Origin of the sequence: Rhizobium sp. CC-YZS058 (genome assembly GCF_034720595.1) — a bacterium.
GTDB lineage: Bacteria > Pseudomonadota > Alphaproteobacteria > Rhizobiales > Rhizobiaceae > Ferranicluibacter.
This window is the reverse complement of record NZ_JAYESJ010000001.1, coordinates 2,615,659-2,630,875: the sequence shown is the minus strand read 5'-3', so window position 1 is coordinate 2,630,875 and position 15,217 is coordinate 2,615,659. Positions and strand designations below refer to the sequence as shown.

Sequence of the window (15,217 nt, the reverse complement as noted above, 5' to 3'; positions counted from 1 at the left end):
AGGCCTTGCTCCGGCAGGCCGGACCGCCGGGCCCGCAGACGATCTTGCCGAAAGGCTTAGCATGACCTCCACCTTCGTCCCCGCCGCGCAGCCCGATCAGCGCACCCGGCTCAAATCCATCATCGGCGGATCGGCCGGCAATCTGGTCGAGTGGTACGACTGGTACGTCTATTCGGCCTTCACGCTCTACTTCGCCCCGGTCTTCTTCCCGTCCGGAAACCAGACGGCAGAACTGCTGAGTGCCGCGGCCGTTTTCGCTGTTGGTTTTCTCATGCGACCGATCGGCGCCTGGATGATGGGCATCTATGCCGACCGGCGCGGCCGCAAGGCCGGCCTGACCCTCTCCGTGACGCTGATGTGCCTCGGGTCTCTGATGATCGCTGTAACGCCGGGCTACGAGACGATCGGGCTTGCGGCACCGACGATCCTGGTGATCGCCCGCCTGATCCAGGGTCTTTCCGTCGGCGGCGAATATGGCGCCAGTGCCACCTATCTGTCGGAAATGGCCGGACGGGATCGACGCGGCTTCTTCTCCAGCTTCCAATATGTCACGTTGATCTCCGGCCAGTTGGTTGCCCTGCTGGTGCTGCTCATTCTGCAGCGGCTGCTCTCGCCGCAGGAGCTTTCCGACTGGGGCTGGCGCGTGCCCTTCTTCATCGGCGGTATTCTCGCCATCGCCGTCTTCATCATCCGCCGCGGCCTGGCCGAAACCCAGTCCTTTGAAAACGCCAAGGGTGGAGATGCACAGCGATCGAGCGGGTTGGCACTCTTCCGCCAATATCCCAAGGAGGCGCTCATGGTGCTGGCGCTGACGGCCGGCGGCACGCTCGCCTTCTATGCCTACACCACCTATCTGCAGAAGTTCCTCGTCAATACGTCCGGCTTTTCCAAGGAAAGCGCGACGGAGATCACCACGGCTGCCTTGTTTGTCTTCATGCTCTGCCAGCCGCTCGCCGGACTGCTCTCGGATCGTGTCGGCCGAAAGCCGCTGATGGTCGGCTTCGGCATTCTCGGCACGCTGTGCACCTATCCGATCTTTTCCGCCCTCTCGGCAACGACGGACGCGATGACTGCCTTCTTTCTCGTGCTGGCAGGTCTGCTGATCGTCACCGGCTATACATCGATCAATGCCGTGGTGAAGGCCGAACTCTTCCCCGCCCATATTCGTGCACTTGGCGTCGCGCTGCCCTACGCGCTCGCCAACACCCTGTTCGGTGGGACGGCCGAGTGGGTTGCGCTCAAATTCAAGCAGATCGGCCACGAGAACTGGTTCTTCTGGTATGTGACGATCATGATCGCCCTGTCGCTCATCGTCTATGTCCGCATGCGCGATACCAAGAATCACAGCCATATCCACGAGGACTGAGGGGCTTGAACGGTGATGCCGGGAGCCGACATGATCATGCCTGCGCTGAACAGGAGACATGCAGATGTATTCGATCGGAGATCTCGCCCGGCGGACGGGGGTCAAGGTGCCGACCATCCGCTATTATGAGGATGTCGGCCTTCTGGCGCCCGCCGACCGGACGGAGGGCAACCAGAGGCGCTACGAGCCGGCGGCGCTGGAGCGCCTTGCCTTCATCCGCCACGGCCGCGATCTCGGCCTGTCGATCGAGGCGATCCGGGACCTGATCGCGCTCAGCGACCACCCGGAAAGCCCTTGCGCGCGCGCCGATGCGATCGCCGCCGACCATCTCGCCCATGTCCGCCAGAAGATCGCGCAGCTCAAGCGGCTGGAACGCGAACTCGCCCGCATCGTCGCCGCCTGCGATGCCGGCCATAGGGCCGGAGACTGCTCGGTGCTGCGCGCGCTGTCGGACCATGGGCTGTGCGAAGGCGAGCACGAGGGCGATGCCTTCAGCGCGGGCCCGCCGGCCCGCGCGACCGTTTGATGGCGCACGGGCCCTACGGCGTCCGCACCCGTTGACTCCCGGCAAGAAAGCGCGCATGAGACGGGGCATGATCACGACCGCGCTCAGCCTTTCCTGGTATTTTACGGCTCACCGATAGGTGCGGCTGTCTGATCACGTTCAAACAAGCCGCCGCCAGGCGGCTTTTGTTTGTCAAGAACGCCTGGGGGCTCAAGTCCCGTTCAGGAGTTCGCCATGCCTGCCACCGCTCTGTTCTCTTCCCATCCGTCGCTGCCCGATCAGGCGCTTGCGAATGCGCGCCCGCCGGTCGTGACGATCCGCGCCGCCCGCCAGGGAGATCTGGAGTCGCTCTGTGCGATGATCACGGCGCTTGCCGCGCATCATGGCGATGCCGCGACCCCAACCGTCGCCGCCTTGTCCAACGACCTCTTCGGTGCCCGCCCATGGGTCACGGCCTTGGTGGCGGAGGCTGGCGGCCGGCTGATCGGCTATGCCATGCTGACGCCGCTCTACAGGGCCAACGAGACCGCACGCGGCATGGACCTGCACCATCTCTATGTCGATCCGGACCACCGCGGCACCGGCATCGGCCGGCACCTCGTGGCCCGCGCGCGGGAGGAGGCCGTTCGGGCGGGCTGCGCCTATCTCTCCGTCGGCGCCGCCACCGGCAATGTCCGCGCCCACCGCTTCTACGAATCCGAACATTTCACGCCGCGCCCTGTGACCGGGATGCGCTATCTGGCTCGGCTTTGAGCGGTAAAACTGAGGGAGGTAGCCGCGGGGCGCTCCGGAAGAGGCTTCAGCTGGCGGTATCACTCGCGTGCAGGGACGGCCTTGAGGTAGGCGGCGATGGCTTCGCGGTCGGCGGCGGGGAGGCGGGCCATGTTTTTCTGGACCTCGACCATGGAGCCGCCGACGCTGTCGAAATCGGGCGTGAAGCCGGTTTCGAGATAGGTGGCGATGTCGCCGGCGCTCCATCCGCCGATCGCCTTGGAGCCCGGGGTAATGTTCGGCACGGTGCCTTCGCCTTCCGGATTGGGGGCGCCGGCCAGCCAGCGGTCCCGCTCGAAACCGCCCAGCGCATTGCGCGGCGTGTGGCATTCGCCGCAATGGCCGGGGCCTTCGACCAGATATTGGCCGCGGGCGATCTTCGGGTCCTTGGTGTCCACGGTCACGCGCGGCTTGTCGGAATAGAAGAGCAGCTTCCATCCGCCGAGCAGACTACGCTGGTCATAGGGAAAGGGCAGGTCATGCGGCGGGGCGACAGAGGCGCTCTTCGGCAGGGTTTTCAGATAGCCATAGAGATCGTTGACATCCTTCGGCGTCAGCCGCGCATAGGAGCCATAGGGGAAGGACGGGTAGAGATGCTCGCCTTCAGGCGAAACGCCGCGGATCATGGCATCGCCGAACTGGGCGAGCGTCCAACTGCCGATGCCGGCCTGTTCGTCCGGCGAGATGTTGGGAACGTGGAAGGTGCCGAACGGGCTCTTCAGCGCCAGACCGCCGGAGAGAACCAGCTTGGCATCGCCCTCGGCGCCCGGAGCGGCATGGCAGCTGACGCAGCCGCCCGCCCAGAAGACCTGTTCGCCATTGGCGAGATCCGGCGCGCCGAGACCCTCCCAATGAGTGGCGGGAAGCGGCTCCGGCTTGGTCACGAACCAGGCGGCCCCGGCGCCGACTGCAGCCAGCAGGACCAGGGTGGTAAGGGCTTTGCGGGCGCGACGGGCCATGCGGATGCTCCTGGCGGGACGAAGACGGCGGCGGGAAGAGCCGCGTCATCATGTAGAGGCGCTGGCGGTTTGGGAAAGGCGCGCTGCGGCGCAGACGCGGCGGCAGACTGCGCGGGCGGATGCGCAGGCGCACCCGCCCGGCTCTTCGTTACTTCTTCAGGCGATAGGCCTGGTGACAGTCGCCGCAATGGGGGCCAAGCTTGCCGAGCGCTGCGCCAACGGCCGCCTGGTCGGCGGGCATGGAGGCCAGGAGCGCATCCGCATCCGCGCCGAGCGAGGCCGCCTTGGCCTTGAAGTCGGCCATGTTTTCCCAGATCTTCGGGCTCGCTTCCGAGCCTTCCTGCGATCCTTCCGGGAACTGGTCGGGGAAGCTCTTGATATTGGTGCTGATCGTCGAGAGCGAGGTCTTGACCACCTCGGCATCATAGGGCTTCTCACCCTTGGCGATCGCGCCGAGTGCGCCCATGGAGCGGGCGATGTTCTTCATCATCGCCTCGCGCGCCTCGATCGGCTGTTCCGCCGCCGTCACGCCGCCGGCTGCGAGCGCCAGCAGGGCGCCGGCCAGCAGGATCTTTTTCAGTCTCATGGGCATTCCCTCTCTCTTCGATCCGGCCGGACGCTGCGGGCCGCCGGGCATGGTGCCGGCCGCATCTTCTCATCCCGTCCGGTCCCGCAAAGTAAAATCTTTTTGAAGGCTTACGCAAGCCGGACGTCACCCTCGCGCCGCCTGCCTGTCCGGCCGCTGTCGGTGCGGCGGTTCAGGCTGGCACGGCGAGCGGAAGCGGCAAGACGCGGCTTTCTTCCCGCCCGAACCCTTCGATCTCCATCCGGTCTTCGAACAGGCTGACGATCGCGAAGGCGGTCTGGTCGGGCGTGTCCACCATGCCTTTGAAGGTCACGAACTGCGTGCCGCCGCGGATGCCTTCATTGCCGGCATGATTGTGCCCGTTGAGATAGGCGCGCACATTGGGGAAGCGCTCGATCAGCGCCAGCACGCGCGGGGCGTCCCAGAGGTCATGCTCGTTCGGTGGGAAGACCGGATAGTGGCAGAGGATCACCACCGGCTCGCCATCGTCCGCCGCATCCTCCAGCACCTCGGTCAGCCAGGCGAACTGCGCTTCGCTGAGCGTGCCGTTCCAGGCCTGCGCATTGTGTGCGCCGGCCTGCTGCAGGCTCGCCAGTCGCTGGGCGGCCATGTCGTGGCGCGGATGCCCGGCGGGAAGCGCAAAGGTGCTCACCTCGCTGCCGTCGAGGATCACCAGGCGGATGCCGCCGATCAGCAGGTCGTGATAGGGCGCCGGCATGCCCAGCCGCTTGTGAACGGCACCGAGATGGGCGGGATCGACGGCAAAGTCGTGATTGCCCGGCAGGAACAGCGCCCTGTGGTTCAGCGTCCGGTAGAGCGGCAGCACCGCGTCGAAGCTTGCCCAGTCCCGGTCGATCAGGTCGCCCAGGGTGATGACGACATCGAGATTGCGGCCGTTGAAGGTTTCGATGGCTTGCGCAACGCGCCGCAGGCTTTGGCGGAAGTGCCTGTCGAGCGCCAGGTCCGGATCGGCATCGGCATATTGCGGGTCGGCGATGACGCCGAAGCGGAGGAGGGGTGTCTGGCTCATGCCCCACGCCTAGCGGGCATTGATGACGGGACCGTGACGCGCGCAAAACCGCCTGACGGACGATGAAAAAAGGGCGGAGCCGAAGCCCCGCCCTGACTCTTAAAGCAGCGTCGATCGGCTCAGACGGCCTTTTCGTAGAGCTCGAGCACGTAGTCCCAGTTGATGAGATTATCGACGAAGGCTTCGAGATATTTCGGGCGGGCATTGCGATAGTCGATATAATAGGAATGTTCCCAGACATCGACGCCGAGGATCGGCGTAGCGCCGTGAACGAGCGGGCTTTCGCCGTTCGGGGTCTTGGCGATTTCGATCTTGCCGTTCTTGACTGCGAGCCAGGCCCAGCCGGAGCCGAACTGGCCGACGCCGGCCTGCACGAAGTCGGCCTTGAACTTGTCATAGCCGCCGAGATCGGACTTGATCGCCGCATCGAGCTTGCCCGGCAGCGAGGTGCCGCCGCCACCCTTCTTCATCCACTTCCAGAAGTGCAGGTGGTTGTAGTGCTGGCCGGCATTGTTGAAGAGCGGCTGGTTGGTACCGTAGGACTTCTTGACGATCTCCTCCAGCGGCAGGTCGGCAAGGCCCGCTTCTTCGGCCAGCTTGTTGCCGGTCGTCACATAGGCCTGGTGATGCTTGTCGTGGTGATATTCCAGCGTCTCGCGCGACATGAAGGGCGACAGGGCATCGTAGTCGTAGGGAAGCGGAGGAAGTTCGAAAGCCATGATAGATCTCCTCTTGGCGGGACCGAACGGGCCTGACGGGTGCAAACCCGAGCCGTTGGCGGGGAACATAGCACCGACCCTGCGCGAGGCAACCGGCGCAGACACCCTTTCCAGGCCCTGCGGGGGAAAATCATTCCGGGGGGTGGGAGGGCGAAGCCTGCATTGACGCCATGCGGCGCCCGTGGTGAGATCGTGCTATGACGGCCAGGCTGATCTATCGGGCGAAGAGCGTCTTCAACGACGGAGCCATTCTCGAACTGGTCATCTGGCTGGTCCCGGAGCCAGTACCCGGCAGCAAGCACAGCTACAAGTATCGGCTCTATTATGGCGTCGGGGGCCGGCGTGTGGTGGGCTTCGACAATGAGCGCATGAAAGGCGATCATTGTCATCTCGATGGTTGTGAGCACGCCTATGCTTTCACGACGGTCGAGACGCTCATTGAAGATTTTCTGCGGGAAGTCAGGCAGCGGAGGCAGGGACGGTGAGGAAAGCAACGATTCGGATCGTACGGAACGACGACACCATCCTCCGTGCGGCTGCGGATGGATTCGCCGCAGCCTGGGCTGCGGGCGAAGGCGAGGGCGATCTCTTCACCTTTTCCTCTCCAGCGCAGCTGTTCGCTGTCTTGCCTCCCACGCGTTGGGACCTTCTCGAGCGTCTGCAGAAGCTCGGACCGGCCACGCGCGCCACGCTTTCCTCGCTGCTGGAGCGGGATATCGCAGATGTCGAGGCCGATCTGGTTCCCCTTATCGAATGGGGGTTTGTTGAAGCGCAGCCCGACGGCAGGGTGCTGGTGCCGTTCGACGTCATCCACGCCGACTTCAATCTTTCCGCCGCAGCCTGATGGTATCGGACCAGACCCTCCATCGCATCCCGCCTGCTCGAAGCCTTCTCGCGCCAGCCTTGAAACCGCCCCGTTCTTCATCCTCTGTTAACCGAACAGAATCCCGGAGAAATGCGAATGGCGCTGGGCGCTTCCCACCGATTGGCTGACGGCGTCGAGGCCGTCGAAACGATGACGCGCTTTGCGCTGGCCGTGCTGGCGCTTGCCTCCGGCGTCTATACCTATCTCGGCGTGCGCTCGATCCTCGATGGATCGGCCACCGCCGTCTTCTTCGCGGCGATGATCTATTCCTGCGCCGTCTCGGTCGCGATCTATGCGTTCTGGACCTACATGGCGCGGTTCTTCCCGCATATCACCAGCCGCTCGGGCCGTACCGGCATGCTCGCCATCATGGCGCTCGGCTGCGCGATGATCATCGCCATGGCGAGCTGGCTGAATGCGGCGGCGCTCGCCGGTTCGGCCGCGGTCGAGCAGCATCTGGCCGAGACGATCCAGGATTACACCGCCGATCTCGACCGCGCCCATGAGAATGCGCTTGCCGCGCAGAGCCTGCTGCCGGATATCCAGCGCGCCTCGGAGCGCTTTCAGCGGCTGTCCGACCAGGAAAAGCAGAGCGGTGCGCTGACGGGCACGACCGGGGCCGGCAGCGTCGTCCAGCTTCTGGCGCAGATGGCCGCGCAGCTGCGCGAGCTGGAAACGGGCATCACCGCCTCGCGCGAGCAGGTGACGACGCTGTTTGCCGAGGGGCAGGCCCGGATTTCCACCATGCGGACGCTGCTTTCCTCGCCGGGTGCCATCGAGCCGCGCGCCGACAAGTTTTCCGAAGAGGCCGTGGCGCTGACGGGCGTGATCGCCTCGCTCGAGCAGACTTCGATCGCCGGTTCGGTCAAGCGCGCGGCCGAGGATCTTTCGCTCGGCTTCATCGCGCCCGTCGCCAGCGGCATGGAGGCCGATCTCGTCAACCGGCAGGATACGGTGATCGCGACGATCCGCACCTCGGTTGCCGCGCAGTCCAAGGTTCTCTCCGACGCCGCCAACCAGATCCTGACGCGCGAGCCCGTGCCGGAACGCCGTTTCGTGCCGCTTTCGGGGGCGGAGGCCGTGCTGCTCTATGCCTCCGATTTCATCCCGAGCTGGGCAGGCGCGATCTCGATCGACCTCCTGCCGGCGGTTCTGGTCTTCATGCTGTCGATCGCCCATGCCTCGCTGCGCAAGCAGGAACAGGGAATGGATTTCGCCGAACGCATCACCGCGGCCGAGCTCCTGGAAGCCATGCGCGTGCAGCGGGCTCTCGCTGCGAGCGGTGTCGATCTCGAGGCCGTCACCCGCCGCGAGCCGGAGGCCGCTGCGGCTGAAAGTGCGCCGACGGACGAGCCGTCCAACATCACCAGCCTCGACCTGCCGGCCAAGGGGCCGCGCAAGGGCCCGCAGGCGTGAGAGGGGGGGACGGCGGGATGATGGCGGGGCTGAAGGCCTTTTCCGCCCGGGTGGACGACGGCATGCTGATGCGCGCCTTCTTTCATCTGCTGCTGGGGGCGGCGCTGATCTTCGTCGTCATCGACTTTCGCGAGATCGCCGCGCAGAATGCTGCCGCGCCCTTCGACCCCGCCGATCCCTCGGTGGCTCCCGTGCTGCCGCCGGCTTTGACGACGGGCGAGCCGGAGGATGCGCCGGGCGAGGTCAAGACAAGCGCCGAGGCGCTGAAACAGGCGATCCGCTTCGATCTCCAGCCGGGCGGCATCCTTGCGGCCCGGGGCGCCATCGATCCCGGCGCAGCCGAGCGCTTCAAGACCGAGATCGAGGCGCGCGGTGAATATGTGAAGGTGGTCAGCCTGGATTCGCCCGGCGGCTCCGTGGCCGACGCACTGGCCATGTCGAAGCTGATCCGCGAGCGGCAGTTGAATACGGAGGTCGCTGCCGGCGCGCTCTGCGCCTCGTCCTGCCCGATCGTCATGGCCGGCGGTGTGGAGCGCAGGGCTGCCGAGACCGCGGTCATCGGTGTCCATCAGGTCTTCAACGGCGCGCGCGAACGCCTGTCGCCCGAGCGGGCCATGTCCGAGGCCCAGCATACCACCGCCGAAGTCACCCGCCATCTCGACGCCATGGGCATCAAGCCGGGCCTTTGGCAAAAAGCCATGGAAACCCCACCCGACCGCCTGGCCTATCTCGACGCCAAGACCCTGCGGGAGGTGGCGCTGACGACCGATGGCGCAAGCACGGCGGAGGCGAAGTAGGGCGCGTTCTGCAGGCGCCGTCGTTCCGGCTGCTCATTGCCCGACAACCCCCTCTGGCCTGCCAACCATCTTCCCCACAAGGGGGGAGGGACCGTGGGGCACGTTCCTTGCCTCGGAACGCGGCTCGAGCACGAAGCGGTCGAACGCCGAGTTCGGTGAGATAAATGAGTACAGCGGCGGTTCTGGCGCGGGTCGGCCGGTAGGTCATCGCGGTGCTGATTTTGGCTGGCGTTTCGAGATCGAACCGCGCCCTAAAGATCCGATCCCTTGCCGTGCGCCCAGTCCATGTAGAGTTCCAGCGTCTTGCGGGCGACGGGGCCTTCCTGGAGGGGGCGGTCGTCGAGGCGGATGACGGGGACGATCTTGGAGTAGTTGCCGGAGGTGAAGATCTCGTCGGCAGCCAGGAAATCCTCGACCGACAGCGTGGCCTCGACCACCTCGAAGCCGCCGGCCCGCAGCAGCGTCATGACGCGCGAGCGGGTGATGCCGGCGAGGAAGGTGCCATTGGCGACCGGCGTGAAGACCACGCCATCCCTGACCATGAAGATGTTGGACGAGGCTGTTTCGGCGACATTGCCGTTCATGTCGCGCGCCAGCGCATTGTCGAAGCCGCGGGCACGCGCCTCGATCAGCATGCGGCCGGAATTGGGGTAGAGGCTGCCGGTCTTGGCCATGGTCATCGCCACCTCGGGGCTCGGCCGGCGGAAGGGCGAGACGGTGAGCGAGGAAGGCTTGGCCGTGTGCATCGGCGCCTCGAACAGGCAGAGTGCGAACCGGGTCGACTCCGGATCGGCCGCGACGACGGACGTCGCCTGGCCATGCTCGGCCCAGTACATCGGCTTGATGTAGATCGCAGTCTTGCCGTCGAAGCGCTTCGCGCCTTCCCAGGCGAGCGCTTCGATCTCCTCGGCGGCCATCACGGGTTTCAGGCCGAGATTGGTGGCCGAGCGGTTGACGCGCTGGCAGTGGAGGTCGAGGTCGGGCGCAATGCCGTCGAACCAGCGCGCGCCGTCGAAAACGGTGGAGCCAAGCCACATGGCATGGGAGGTGGGGCCGATCAGCGGCGGGTTGCCTTCGATCCAGTCGCCTTCGACGAAGGTCCAGGTCTGACTGCGGGGCGCGGTATCGACGGCCATCATGTGCTCCTTGCGTTTGCGGGTTTCTCCATAGCGAAGATTTTGCCGCTCGGGCACGATGAATCGATCAAAACATGTGATGGATGCGGCGCGAAGCCTCTCAGGTTCCGCAGAAGGTCTTGGGAACCTCCTCGCCGGCGCCCGGCGGCTCGGCGAAGCGGGCAAGCTGCGGCTGGTCGTCATAGGGATGCGACAGCACCGCCTGCAGCGCCTCGAAGAGCGAGAAATCCGCCTCCGTCTGTGCCGCGGCGATCGCCTGCTCGATCCGGTGGTTGCGTGGGATGAAGGCGGGGTTCACCGCCCGCATGGCGCGCGCGCGCTCGGCTTCCGGCACTCCGTCGCGCGTCAACCGTGCCCGCCAGCGCTGGAGCCAGGCAAGGACCGGCTCATGATCCTTGAAGAGCGTCAGCATGTCGCTCTCGCCGCCCGGCTCGATCGCCGAGGCGAGGCTGCGGAAGCTCAGGGTAAAATCGGCGGCCTGGGCCTGCATCAGGCTCAGAAGATCGCGCACCAGCGTCAGGTCGTCGGCATCGTCCGGACCCGTCAAGCCGATCTTGGCGCGCATGGCGGCGGACCAGTGATGCTGGAACCGGTGGCCGTAGTCGGCGATCACGGCATTGGCGGCATCGACGGCAACCGATTCGTCGGCATTAAGCAGCGGCAGCAGCGCTTCGGCGAGCCGCGCGAGGTTCCATTGACCGATCGCCGGCTGGTTCTGATAAGCATATCGGCCGCCGCGATCGATCGAGGAGAAAACCTTTTCCGGATCATAGGCGTCGAGGAAGGCGCAGGGGCCGAAATCGATCGTTTCGCCGGAGATCGAGAAATTGTCGGTGTTCATCACCCCGTGGATGAAGCCGATCGACAGCCAGCGGGCAATCAGCGCGGCCTGGCGCTCGGCGACGGCCTTGAGCAGACCGAGCGCGCGGTCGGGCGTGCCGGCAAGCGCGGGGTCATGGCGGGCGATGGCGTAATCGGTCAGCTGACGCAGCGCCTCCTCGTCGCCGCGGGCGGCGAAATGCTGGAAGGTGCCGACCCGCAAATGGCTGGCCGCAACCCGCGTCAGCACGGCGCCCGGAAGCACCTGCTCGCGATAAACCGGCTCGCCGGTGACGACGGCAGCAAGCGCGCGGGTGGTGGGCAGGCCCAGCGCATGCATGGCCTCGCTGACGAGATATTCCCGCATGACGGGCCCGAGCGCGGCCCGGCCATCGCCGCGGCGCGAATAGGGCGTGGGTCCGCCGCCCTTGAGCTGGATATCGCGCCGCTGGCCCGCGCGGTCGATGACCTCACCGAGGAGGATCGCCCGGCCGTCGCCGAGCAGCGGCACGAACTGCCCGAACTGATGCCCGGCATAGGCCATGGCCAGCGGTTCGGCACCCGGCAGCAGACGGTTGCCGGAAAAAACTTCCGCCCCGTCGCGCTCCAGAGAAGCCGCATCCAGTCCCAACGCCTCGGCAAGCGGGCGGTTGAAGGCGATCAGCACCGGCGCCTCGACGGCGGTCGGATCGACCCGCGTGAAGAACGGCGCGGGCAGGCGGGCATAGCTGTTGTCGAAGGCGATGGCGGTGTCTGTCATCCTCCTAAGGTAGGCATGTGCGGATGCCAGACAAGCCTTGCTGAAGATGCTGGAGCCGATCCCGCCGAGGGCAGGGCGACACGCGGATTTCCGGCCAGGACATTGCGCCTTCACCGAAGAGGAAGCCCCGGTGGTGACACAACGGGGCTTCGTTTCTTCTCACTGGATGATCAGGACACGTGCATCTCGGGACTTATTCCCAGGTCAGCTTGTTTTCGAACATGTAGAGTGTCGAGACCTTGCAGTAGTCGACGTCGGTATCGAAGTAGGAGCCGTCGACGAAGTGGATCTGCGTGCGCACGACGCAATCGCCGTCCGAATGATTGAAGTCCATGTCGAACGTATCGCCCGGCTCGATGCGGGCGGAAATCCAGTTCTCGCTCCACTCGCCGTCTTCCTTGGTGCGGAACTCGGTGGCCGGAGTTTCCGACTTGTTGACGACTTCGAATTGCCAATGGCTTTCGCTGGCCGCAGCCGGCGAGAAGACGGCAAAGGACGAGATGGCGAGAGCGGCAGTCAAGCGAATGAGCATGTGATCCCCCTATAAAAACGATGTGGCGTGGTTGCCTCGTGTGCTTCCGCGGAGGGATGCGACCGCGGTACAGCGATCCGTGTCACTCCTCCCATGTGAAGCCGTGCTTATATAAGGTATAAGGGATGAAGACGACGTTACCTGCGCGATGGCTTTATGTCGTCCCGGTCATGAAAATCAGGCCGGCGCGACCTGTCGTTCGATCGCCGACAACGGGATCGGCCCGGCATCATGCGGTCTTGACGAGATCGTCCTCATGCCGGTCCTCGGCCTTCATGCCGCCCAGCTCGCGCTTGATGCGGTCGGCGATCTCCTTTTCGATCGCCTTGCGCTCGTCCGGCTCCAGATCCTTGAGCCCATCTTCGGTCAGACTGTGCTCTTTGAGAACCTGAGCGCGGATCCGCTCGGCCGGCGACATGCGGGCCCATTCGAAGAATTCGGCCTCGACCGGTTGAAGCTTGGCGGCTGCGACAGGATTGACAAGGGTCGAAGCGCCCGAAAGCGCGGCCGACAGCTTGAGCGTGCTGAACGATGCGGGCGTCGGGGTCCAGCTGCCCGCACCGCCGGCCATCGTCCCCGCACCCTGCGATCCGGCTTGGGCCATCAGCGAAAAACTGTCATCGCCGGCGCCCCCGGCCGAGCCGTCTCGCCGTTCGGAAAGAGAGCGGGACCAGCCCGCCGCAGTCACATGCATGACGCTGCCTCCAGAGTTGCCTGTCTGGATGCAGAGTTGCTCATGAACGTTGCGCGGGGCTCGCGACGCAGTGCGGAGGAGGCCGCGGCGATCCCCATCGCCGCGGCCAATGGTTCAGTGGGCGAGCCCGGCCACCTTGACGGCGAAGGCATATTCGAAGGCGACCTCTTCGAGCCGCTGGAAGCGGCCGGAGGCCCCGCCATGGCCGGCGCCCATATTGGTCTTGAGCAGGATGGGCGCGGTGCCGGTCGTGTTCGCCCGCAGTTTCGCCGCCCATTTGGTCGGCTCCCAATAGGTGACGCGCGGATCGGTCAGGCCGCTCAGGATCAGGATCGGCGGATAGGGTTTGGCGCCGACATTGTCATAGGGCGAATAGCTGGCGATATGGCGGTAGGCCGCCTCGTCCGCGATCGGGTTGCCCCATTCCGGCCATTCCGGCGGGGTGAGCGGCAGCGTGTCGTCGAGCATGGTCGTCAGCACGTCGACGAAGGGGACTGCGGCAATGATGCCGGCAAACTTCTCCGGCGCGAGATTGGCGATGGCGCCCATCAGCATGCCGCCGGCCGAGCCGCCCTGGGCGATCAGCCTGTCATGGGCCGTGAAGCCTTCGGCGACCAGGTGGTCGGCGGCGGCGATGAAGTCGGTGAAGCTGTTGGTCTTCTTCGCCATCTTGCCGTCTTCGTACCAGGCAAAGCCCTTGTCGTTGCCGCCGCGGATATGGGCGATGGCGTAGACGAAGCCGCGGTCGACCAGCGACAGGCAATTGGTGTTGAAGCTCGCCGGAATGGCGTAGCCATAGGCGCCGTAGCCATAGAGCAGGCACGGGGCGGAGCCATCGAGCGGCGTGTCCTTGCGATAGAGCAGGGAGACCGGCACCGTCTCGCCATCCGGCGCGGTCGCCATCACCCGGCGCGTCACATAGTCGTCGATCCGGTGGCCGGAGGGCACGTCCTGGGTCTTCAGGAGGCGGCGCTCGCGCGTCGTCATGTCATAGTCGAAAAGCTGGCTCGGCGTCGTCATCGAGGAGTAGGAGAAGCGGATGACATCCGTGTCATATTCCAGGGCGCCCTGCAGGCCGAGCGAATAGGCCTCTTCCGCGAAGGCGATCGCATGCTCCTCGCCGCTGCGCCGGTCGCGGATCTTGATCTGCGGCAGGCCGTTTTCGCGTTCCAGCCAGACGAGATGGCGGGCAAAGGCCATATGGTTGAGGATGAGCCGGCCGGGCGTATGCGGCACGACCTCGCGCCAATGCGCCCGTTCGGGCGTGGCGAAGGGCGCCTCGACGATCTTGAAGTCCTTGGCGCCATCGGCATTGGTGAGAATGTAGAAGACATCGCCGCCTTCGGCCATGTTGTATTCGAGACCAACCTCGCGCGGCGCCACGACCTTCGGCTCGGCAGCGAGATCGGTGGCGGGAATCAGGCGATATTCACTGGTCTCATGGTCGTGAATGTCGATGAAGATGACATCGTCGAGCAGCGAGCCGCCGACCGACACGAAGAAGCCCGCATCCTCTTCCTCATAGACCAGACGATCCTCTGCCTGCGGCGTGCCGAGCCGGTGGTGGTAGATCCGGGACGGGCGGTGATTGTCGTCGAGCACCGTGTAGAAGAAGCTCTGGCCATCCGGCGCCCAGGCACCGCCGCCGCCGGTGTTGTGGATCTCGTCGTCAAGATCGGTCAGGGTCTCGAGATCGCGGACGCGCAGGGTGAAATATTCCGACCCCTTGTCGTCATAGCCCCAGATGCCGCGGGCATGGTCGGTGGAATGGTCGAGGCCGGAGAGGCGGAAATAATCCTTGCCCTCAGCTTCCTTGTCGCCATCGAGCAGCATGACGCGCGCGCCGCCGTCGCGGGGCTCGCGGAAGTAGCGCGGCTGCTCGCCACCGGTCACATAGGCCGTCCCGTAGGCGAAGGGACCGTCCTTCATCGGCACGGAGGAATCATCCTCCTTGATGCGCCCGCGCATCTCGGCAAACAACGCCTTCTGCAAGCCGTCCGTGTCCGCCATGGCGGCGGTCATATAGCTGTTCTCGGCCTCCAGATAGCTGCGGATCTCGGGGTCGAGAAGCGAGGTATCCTTGAACATGGCCTGCCAGTTGTCGGCTCTCAGCCAGGCATAGTCGTCGGTCCGGGTGATGCCGTGACGGGTGTCGCTGACAGGCCTGCGGGCTGCAATGGGGGCATCGGGCAGAGATTTGAATGGGGACACGGGGTGCGCTCCGGCTTGGGGTTCCGCCGAGAGATAAAGGTCGCGGCGATT

16 protein-coding genes are annotated in these 15,217 nt (G+C 65.3%); 7 read left to right on the top strand and 9 right to left on the bottom strand.

What is annotated here, in order from left to right; translation table 11 throughout:
- Positions 1-61 precede the first annotated feature (61 nt).
- The 3 genes from U8330_RS12690 to U8330_RS12680 all read left to right on the top strand — a co-directional run bounded on the left by U8330_RS12690 (position 62) and on the right by U8330_RS12680 (position 2,624).
- On the top strand, positions 62-1,366 hold the full coding sequence (locus tag U8330_RS12690) for an MFS transporter (RefSeq protein WP_323105634.1): 1,305 nt from the start codon (positions 62-64) through the stop codon (positions 1,364-1,366).
- Positions 1,367-1,430: 64 nt separating this feature from the next.
- Positions 1,431-1,892: a helix-turn-helix domain-containing protein gene (locus U8330_RS12685; RefSeq protein ID WP_323105633.1), complete on the top strand. Its 462-nt coding sequence runs from the start codon at positions 1,431-1,433 to the stop codon at positions 1,890-1,892.
- Between the two features lie 213 nt (positions 1,893-2,105).
- Positions 2,106-2,624 carry a GNAT family N-acetyltransferase gene (locus U8330_RS12680; protein ID WP_323105632.1) on the top strand — a complete coding sequence of 173 codons (519 nt, stop codon included), beginning with the start codon at positions 2,106-2,108 and terminating at the stop codon, positions 2,622-2,624.
- Between the two features lie 59 nt (positions 2,625-2,683).
- Here the strand turns inward: U8330_RS12680 and U8330_RS12675 are convergent, their stop codons facing one another.
- The 4 genes from U8330_RS12675 to U8330_RS12660 all read right to left on the bottom strand — a co-directional run bounded on the left by U8330_RS12675 (position 2,684) and on the right by U8330_RS12660 (position 5,936).
- Entirely contained in the window at positions 2,684-3,601 is a 918-nt protein-coding gene (locus U8330_RS12675) for a cytochrome c (RefSeq protein WP_323105631.1), read from the bottom strand.
- A 148-nt stretch (positions 3,602-3,749) separates the two neighbouring features.
- Positions 3,750-4,187 (bottom strand): c-type cytochrome, encoded by a 438-nt coding sequence (locus tag U8330_RS12670; RefSeq protein WP_323105630.1) that lies wholly within the window; start codon positions 4,185-4,187, stop codon positions 3,750-3,752.
- A 172-nt stretch (positions 4,188-4,359) separates the two neighbouring features.
- Positions 4,360-5,217, bottom strand: coding sequence for a metallophosphoesterase (locus tag U8330_RS12665; protein WP_323105629.1), 858 nt, complete (start codon positions 5,215-5,217; stop codon positions 4,360-4,362).
- A 119-nt stretch (positions 5,218-5,336) separates the two neighbouring features.
- The gene (locus tag U8330_RS12660) at positions 5,337-5,936 is read right to left on the bottom strand and encodes a superoxide dismutase (protein WP_323105628.1); all 600 of its coding nucleotides are present in this window, start codon (positions 5,934-5,936) and stop codon (positions 5,337-5,339) included.
- A 197-nt stretch (positions 5,937-6,133) separates the two neighbouring features.
- On the opposite strand from U8330_RS12660, the gene U8330_RS12655 reads away from it, so the two are divergent.
- The 4 genes from U8330_RS12655 to U8330_RS12640 all read left to right on the top strand — a co-directional run bounded on the left by U8330_RS12655 (position 6,134) and on the right by U8330_RS12640 (position 9,014).
- Positions 6,134-6,421, top strand: a complete 288-nt coding sequence (locus U8330_RS12655) for a toxin-antitoxin system TumE family protein (protein ID WP_323105627.1) — start codon at positions 6,134-6,136, stop codon at positions 6,419-6,421.
- Positions 6,418-6,780 (top strand): transcriptional regulator, encoded by a 363-nt coding sequence (locus tag U8330_RS12650; protein ID WP_323105626.1) that lies wholly within the window; start codon positions 6,418-6,420, stop codon positions 6,778-6,780. Before U8330_RS12655 ends, U8330_RS12650 begins: the two co-directional genes overlap by 4 nt.
- Before the next feature lie 117 nt (positions 6,781-6,897).
- Positions 6,898-8,217 carry a hypothetical protein gene (locus tag U8330_RS12645; RefSeq protein WP_323105625.1) on the top strand — a complete coding sequence of 440 codons (1,320 nt, stop codon included), beginning with the start codon at positions 6,898-6,900 and terminating at the stop codon, positions 8,215-8,217.
- A gap of 20 nt (positions 8,218-8,237) precedes the next feature.
- Positions 8,238-9,014, top strand: a complete 777-nt coding sequence (locus tag U8330_RS12640; RefSeq protein WP_323107281.1) for a hypothetical protein — start codon at positions 8,238-8,240, stop codon at positions 9,012-9,014.
- Between the two features lie 251 nt (positions 9,015-9,265).
- Here U8330_RS12640 and U8330_RS12635 read toward each other — a convergent pair whose 3' ends face one another.
- The 5 genes from U8330_RS12635 to U8330_RS12615 form a co-directional block, all read right to left on the bottom strand.
- The gene (locus tag U8330_RS12635) at positions 9,266-10,150 is read right to left on the bottom strand and encodes a branched-chain amino acid aminotransferase (protein WP_323107280.1); all 885 of its coding nucleotides are present in this window, start codon (positions 10,148-10,150) and stop codon (positions 9,266-9,268) included.
- Positions 10,151-10,250: 100 nt separating this feature from the next.
- Positions 10,251-11,729 carry a protein adenylyltransferase SelO gene (locus U8330_RS12630; protein ID WP_323105624.1) on the bottom strand — a complete coding sequence of 493 codons (1,479 nt, stop codon included), beginning with the start codon at positions 11,727-11,729 and terminating at the stop codon, positions 10,251-10,253.
- A gap of 193 nt (positions 11,730-11,922) precedes the next feature.
- The gene (locus tag U8330_RS12625) at positions 11,923-12,261 is read right to left on the bottom strand and encodes a hypothetical protein (RefSeq protein WP_323105623.1); all 339 of its coding nucleotides are present in this window, start codon (positions 12,259-12,261) and stop codon (positions 11,923-11,925) included.
- A gap of 229 nt (positions 12,262-12,490) precedes the next feature.
- Positions 12,491-12,955 carry a hypothetical protein gene (locus U8330_RS12620; RefSeq protein ID WP_323105622.1) on the bottom strand — a complete coding sequence of 155 codons (465 nt, stop codon included), beginning with the start codon at positions 12,953-12,955 and terminating at the stop codon, positions 12,491-12,493.
- A gap of 114 nt (positions 12,956-13,069) precedes the next feature.
- Positions 13,070-15,166 (bottom strand): S9 family peptidase, encoded by a 2,097-nt coding sequence (locus tag U8330_RS12615; RefSeq protein WP_323105621.1) that lies wholly within the window; start codon positions 15,164-15,166, stop codon positions 13,070-13,072.
- Positions 15,167-15,217: the final 51 nt, after the last annotated feature.

Coding starts and splice junctions, on each gene's coding strand:
- U8330_RS12645 (WP_323105625.1), top strand. CDS start 6,898: ATGGCGCTGGGCGCTTCCCACCGATTGGCTGACGGCGTCGAGGCCGTC.
- U8330_RS12630 (WP_323105624.1), bottom strand. CDS start 11,729: ATGACAGACACCGCCATCGCCTTCGACAACAGCTATGCCCGCCTGCCC.
- U8330_RS12620 (WP_323105622.1), bottom strand. CDS start 12,955: ATGCATGTGACTGCGGCGGGCTGGTCCCGCTCTCTTTCCGAACGGCGA.
- U8330_RS12680 (WP_323105632.1), top strand. CDS start 2,106: ATGCCTGCCACCGCTCTGTTCTCTTCCCATCCGTCGCTGCCCGATCAG.
- U8330_RS12625 (WP_323105623.1), bottom strand. CDS start 12,261: ATGCTCATTCGCTTGACTGCCGCTCTCGCCATCTCGTCCTTTGCCGTC.
- U8330_RS12685 (WP_323105633.1), top strand. CDS start 1,431: ATGTATTCGATCGGAGATCTCGCCCGGCGGACGGGGGTCAAGGTGCCG.
- U8330_RS12640 (WP_323107281.1), top strand. CDS start 8,238: ATGGCGGGGCTGAAGGCCTTTTCCGCCCGGGTGGACGACGGCATGCTG.
- U8330_RS12635 (WP_323107280.1), bottom strand. CDS start 10,150: ATGGCCGTCGATACCGCGCCCCGCAGTCAGACCTGGACCTTCGTCGAA.
- U8330_RS12675 (WP_323105631.1), bottom strand. CDS start 3,601: ATGGCCCGTCGCGCCCGCAAAGCCCTTACCACCCTGGTCCTGCTGGCT.
- U8330_RS12670 (WP_323105630.1), bottom strand. CDS start 4,187: ATGAGACTGAAAAAGATCCTGCTGGCCGGCGCCCTGCTGGCGCTCGCA.
- U8330_RS12690 (WP_323105634.1), top strand. CDS start 62: ATGACCTCCACCTTCGTCCCCGCCGCGCAGCCCGATCAGCGCACCCGG.
- U8330_RS12660 (WP_323105628.1), bottom strand. CDS start 5,936: ATGGCTTTCGAACTTCCTCCGCTTCCCTACGACTACGATGCCCTGTCG.
- U8330_RS12665 (WP_323105629.1), bottom strand. CDS start 5,217: ATGAGCCAGACACCCCTCCTCCGCTTCGGCGTCATCGCCGACCCGCAA.
- U8330_RS12655 (WP_323105627.1), top strand. CDS start 6,134: ATGACGGCCAGGCTGATCTATCGGGCGAAGAGCGTCTTCAACGACGGA.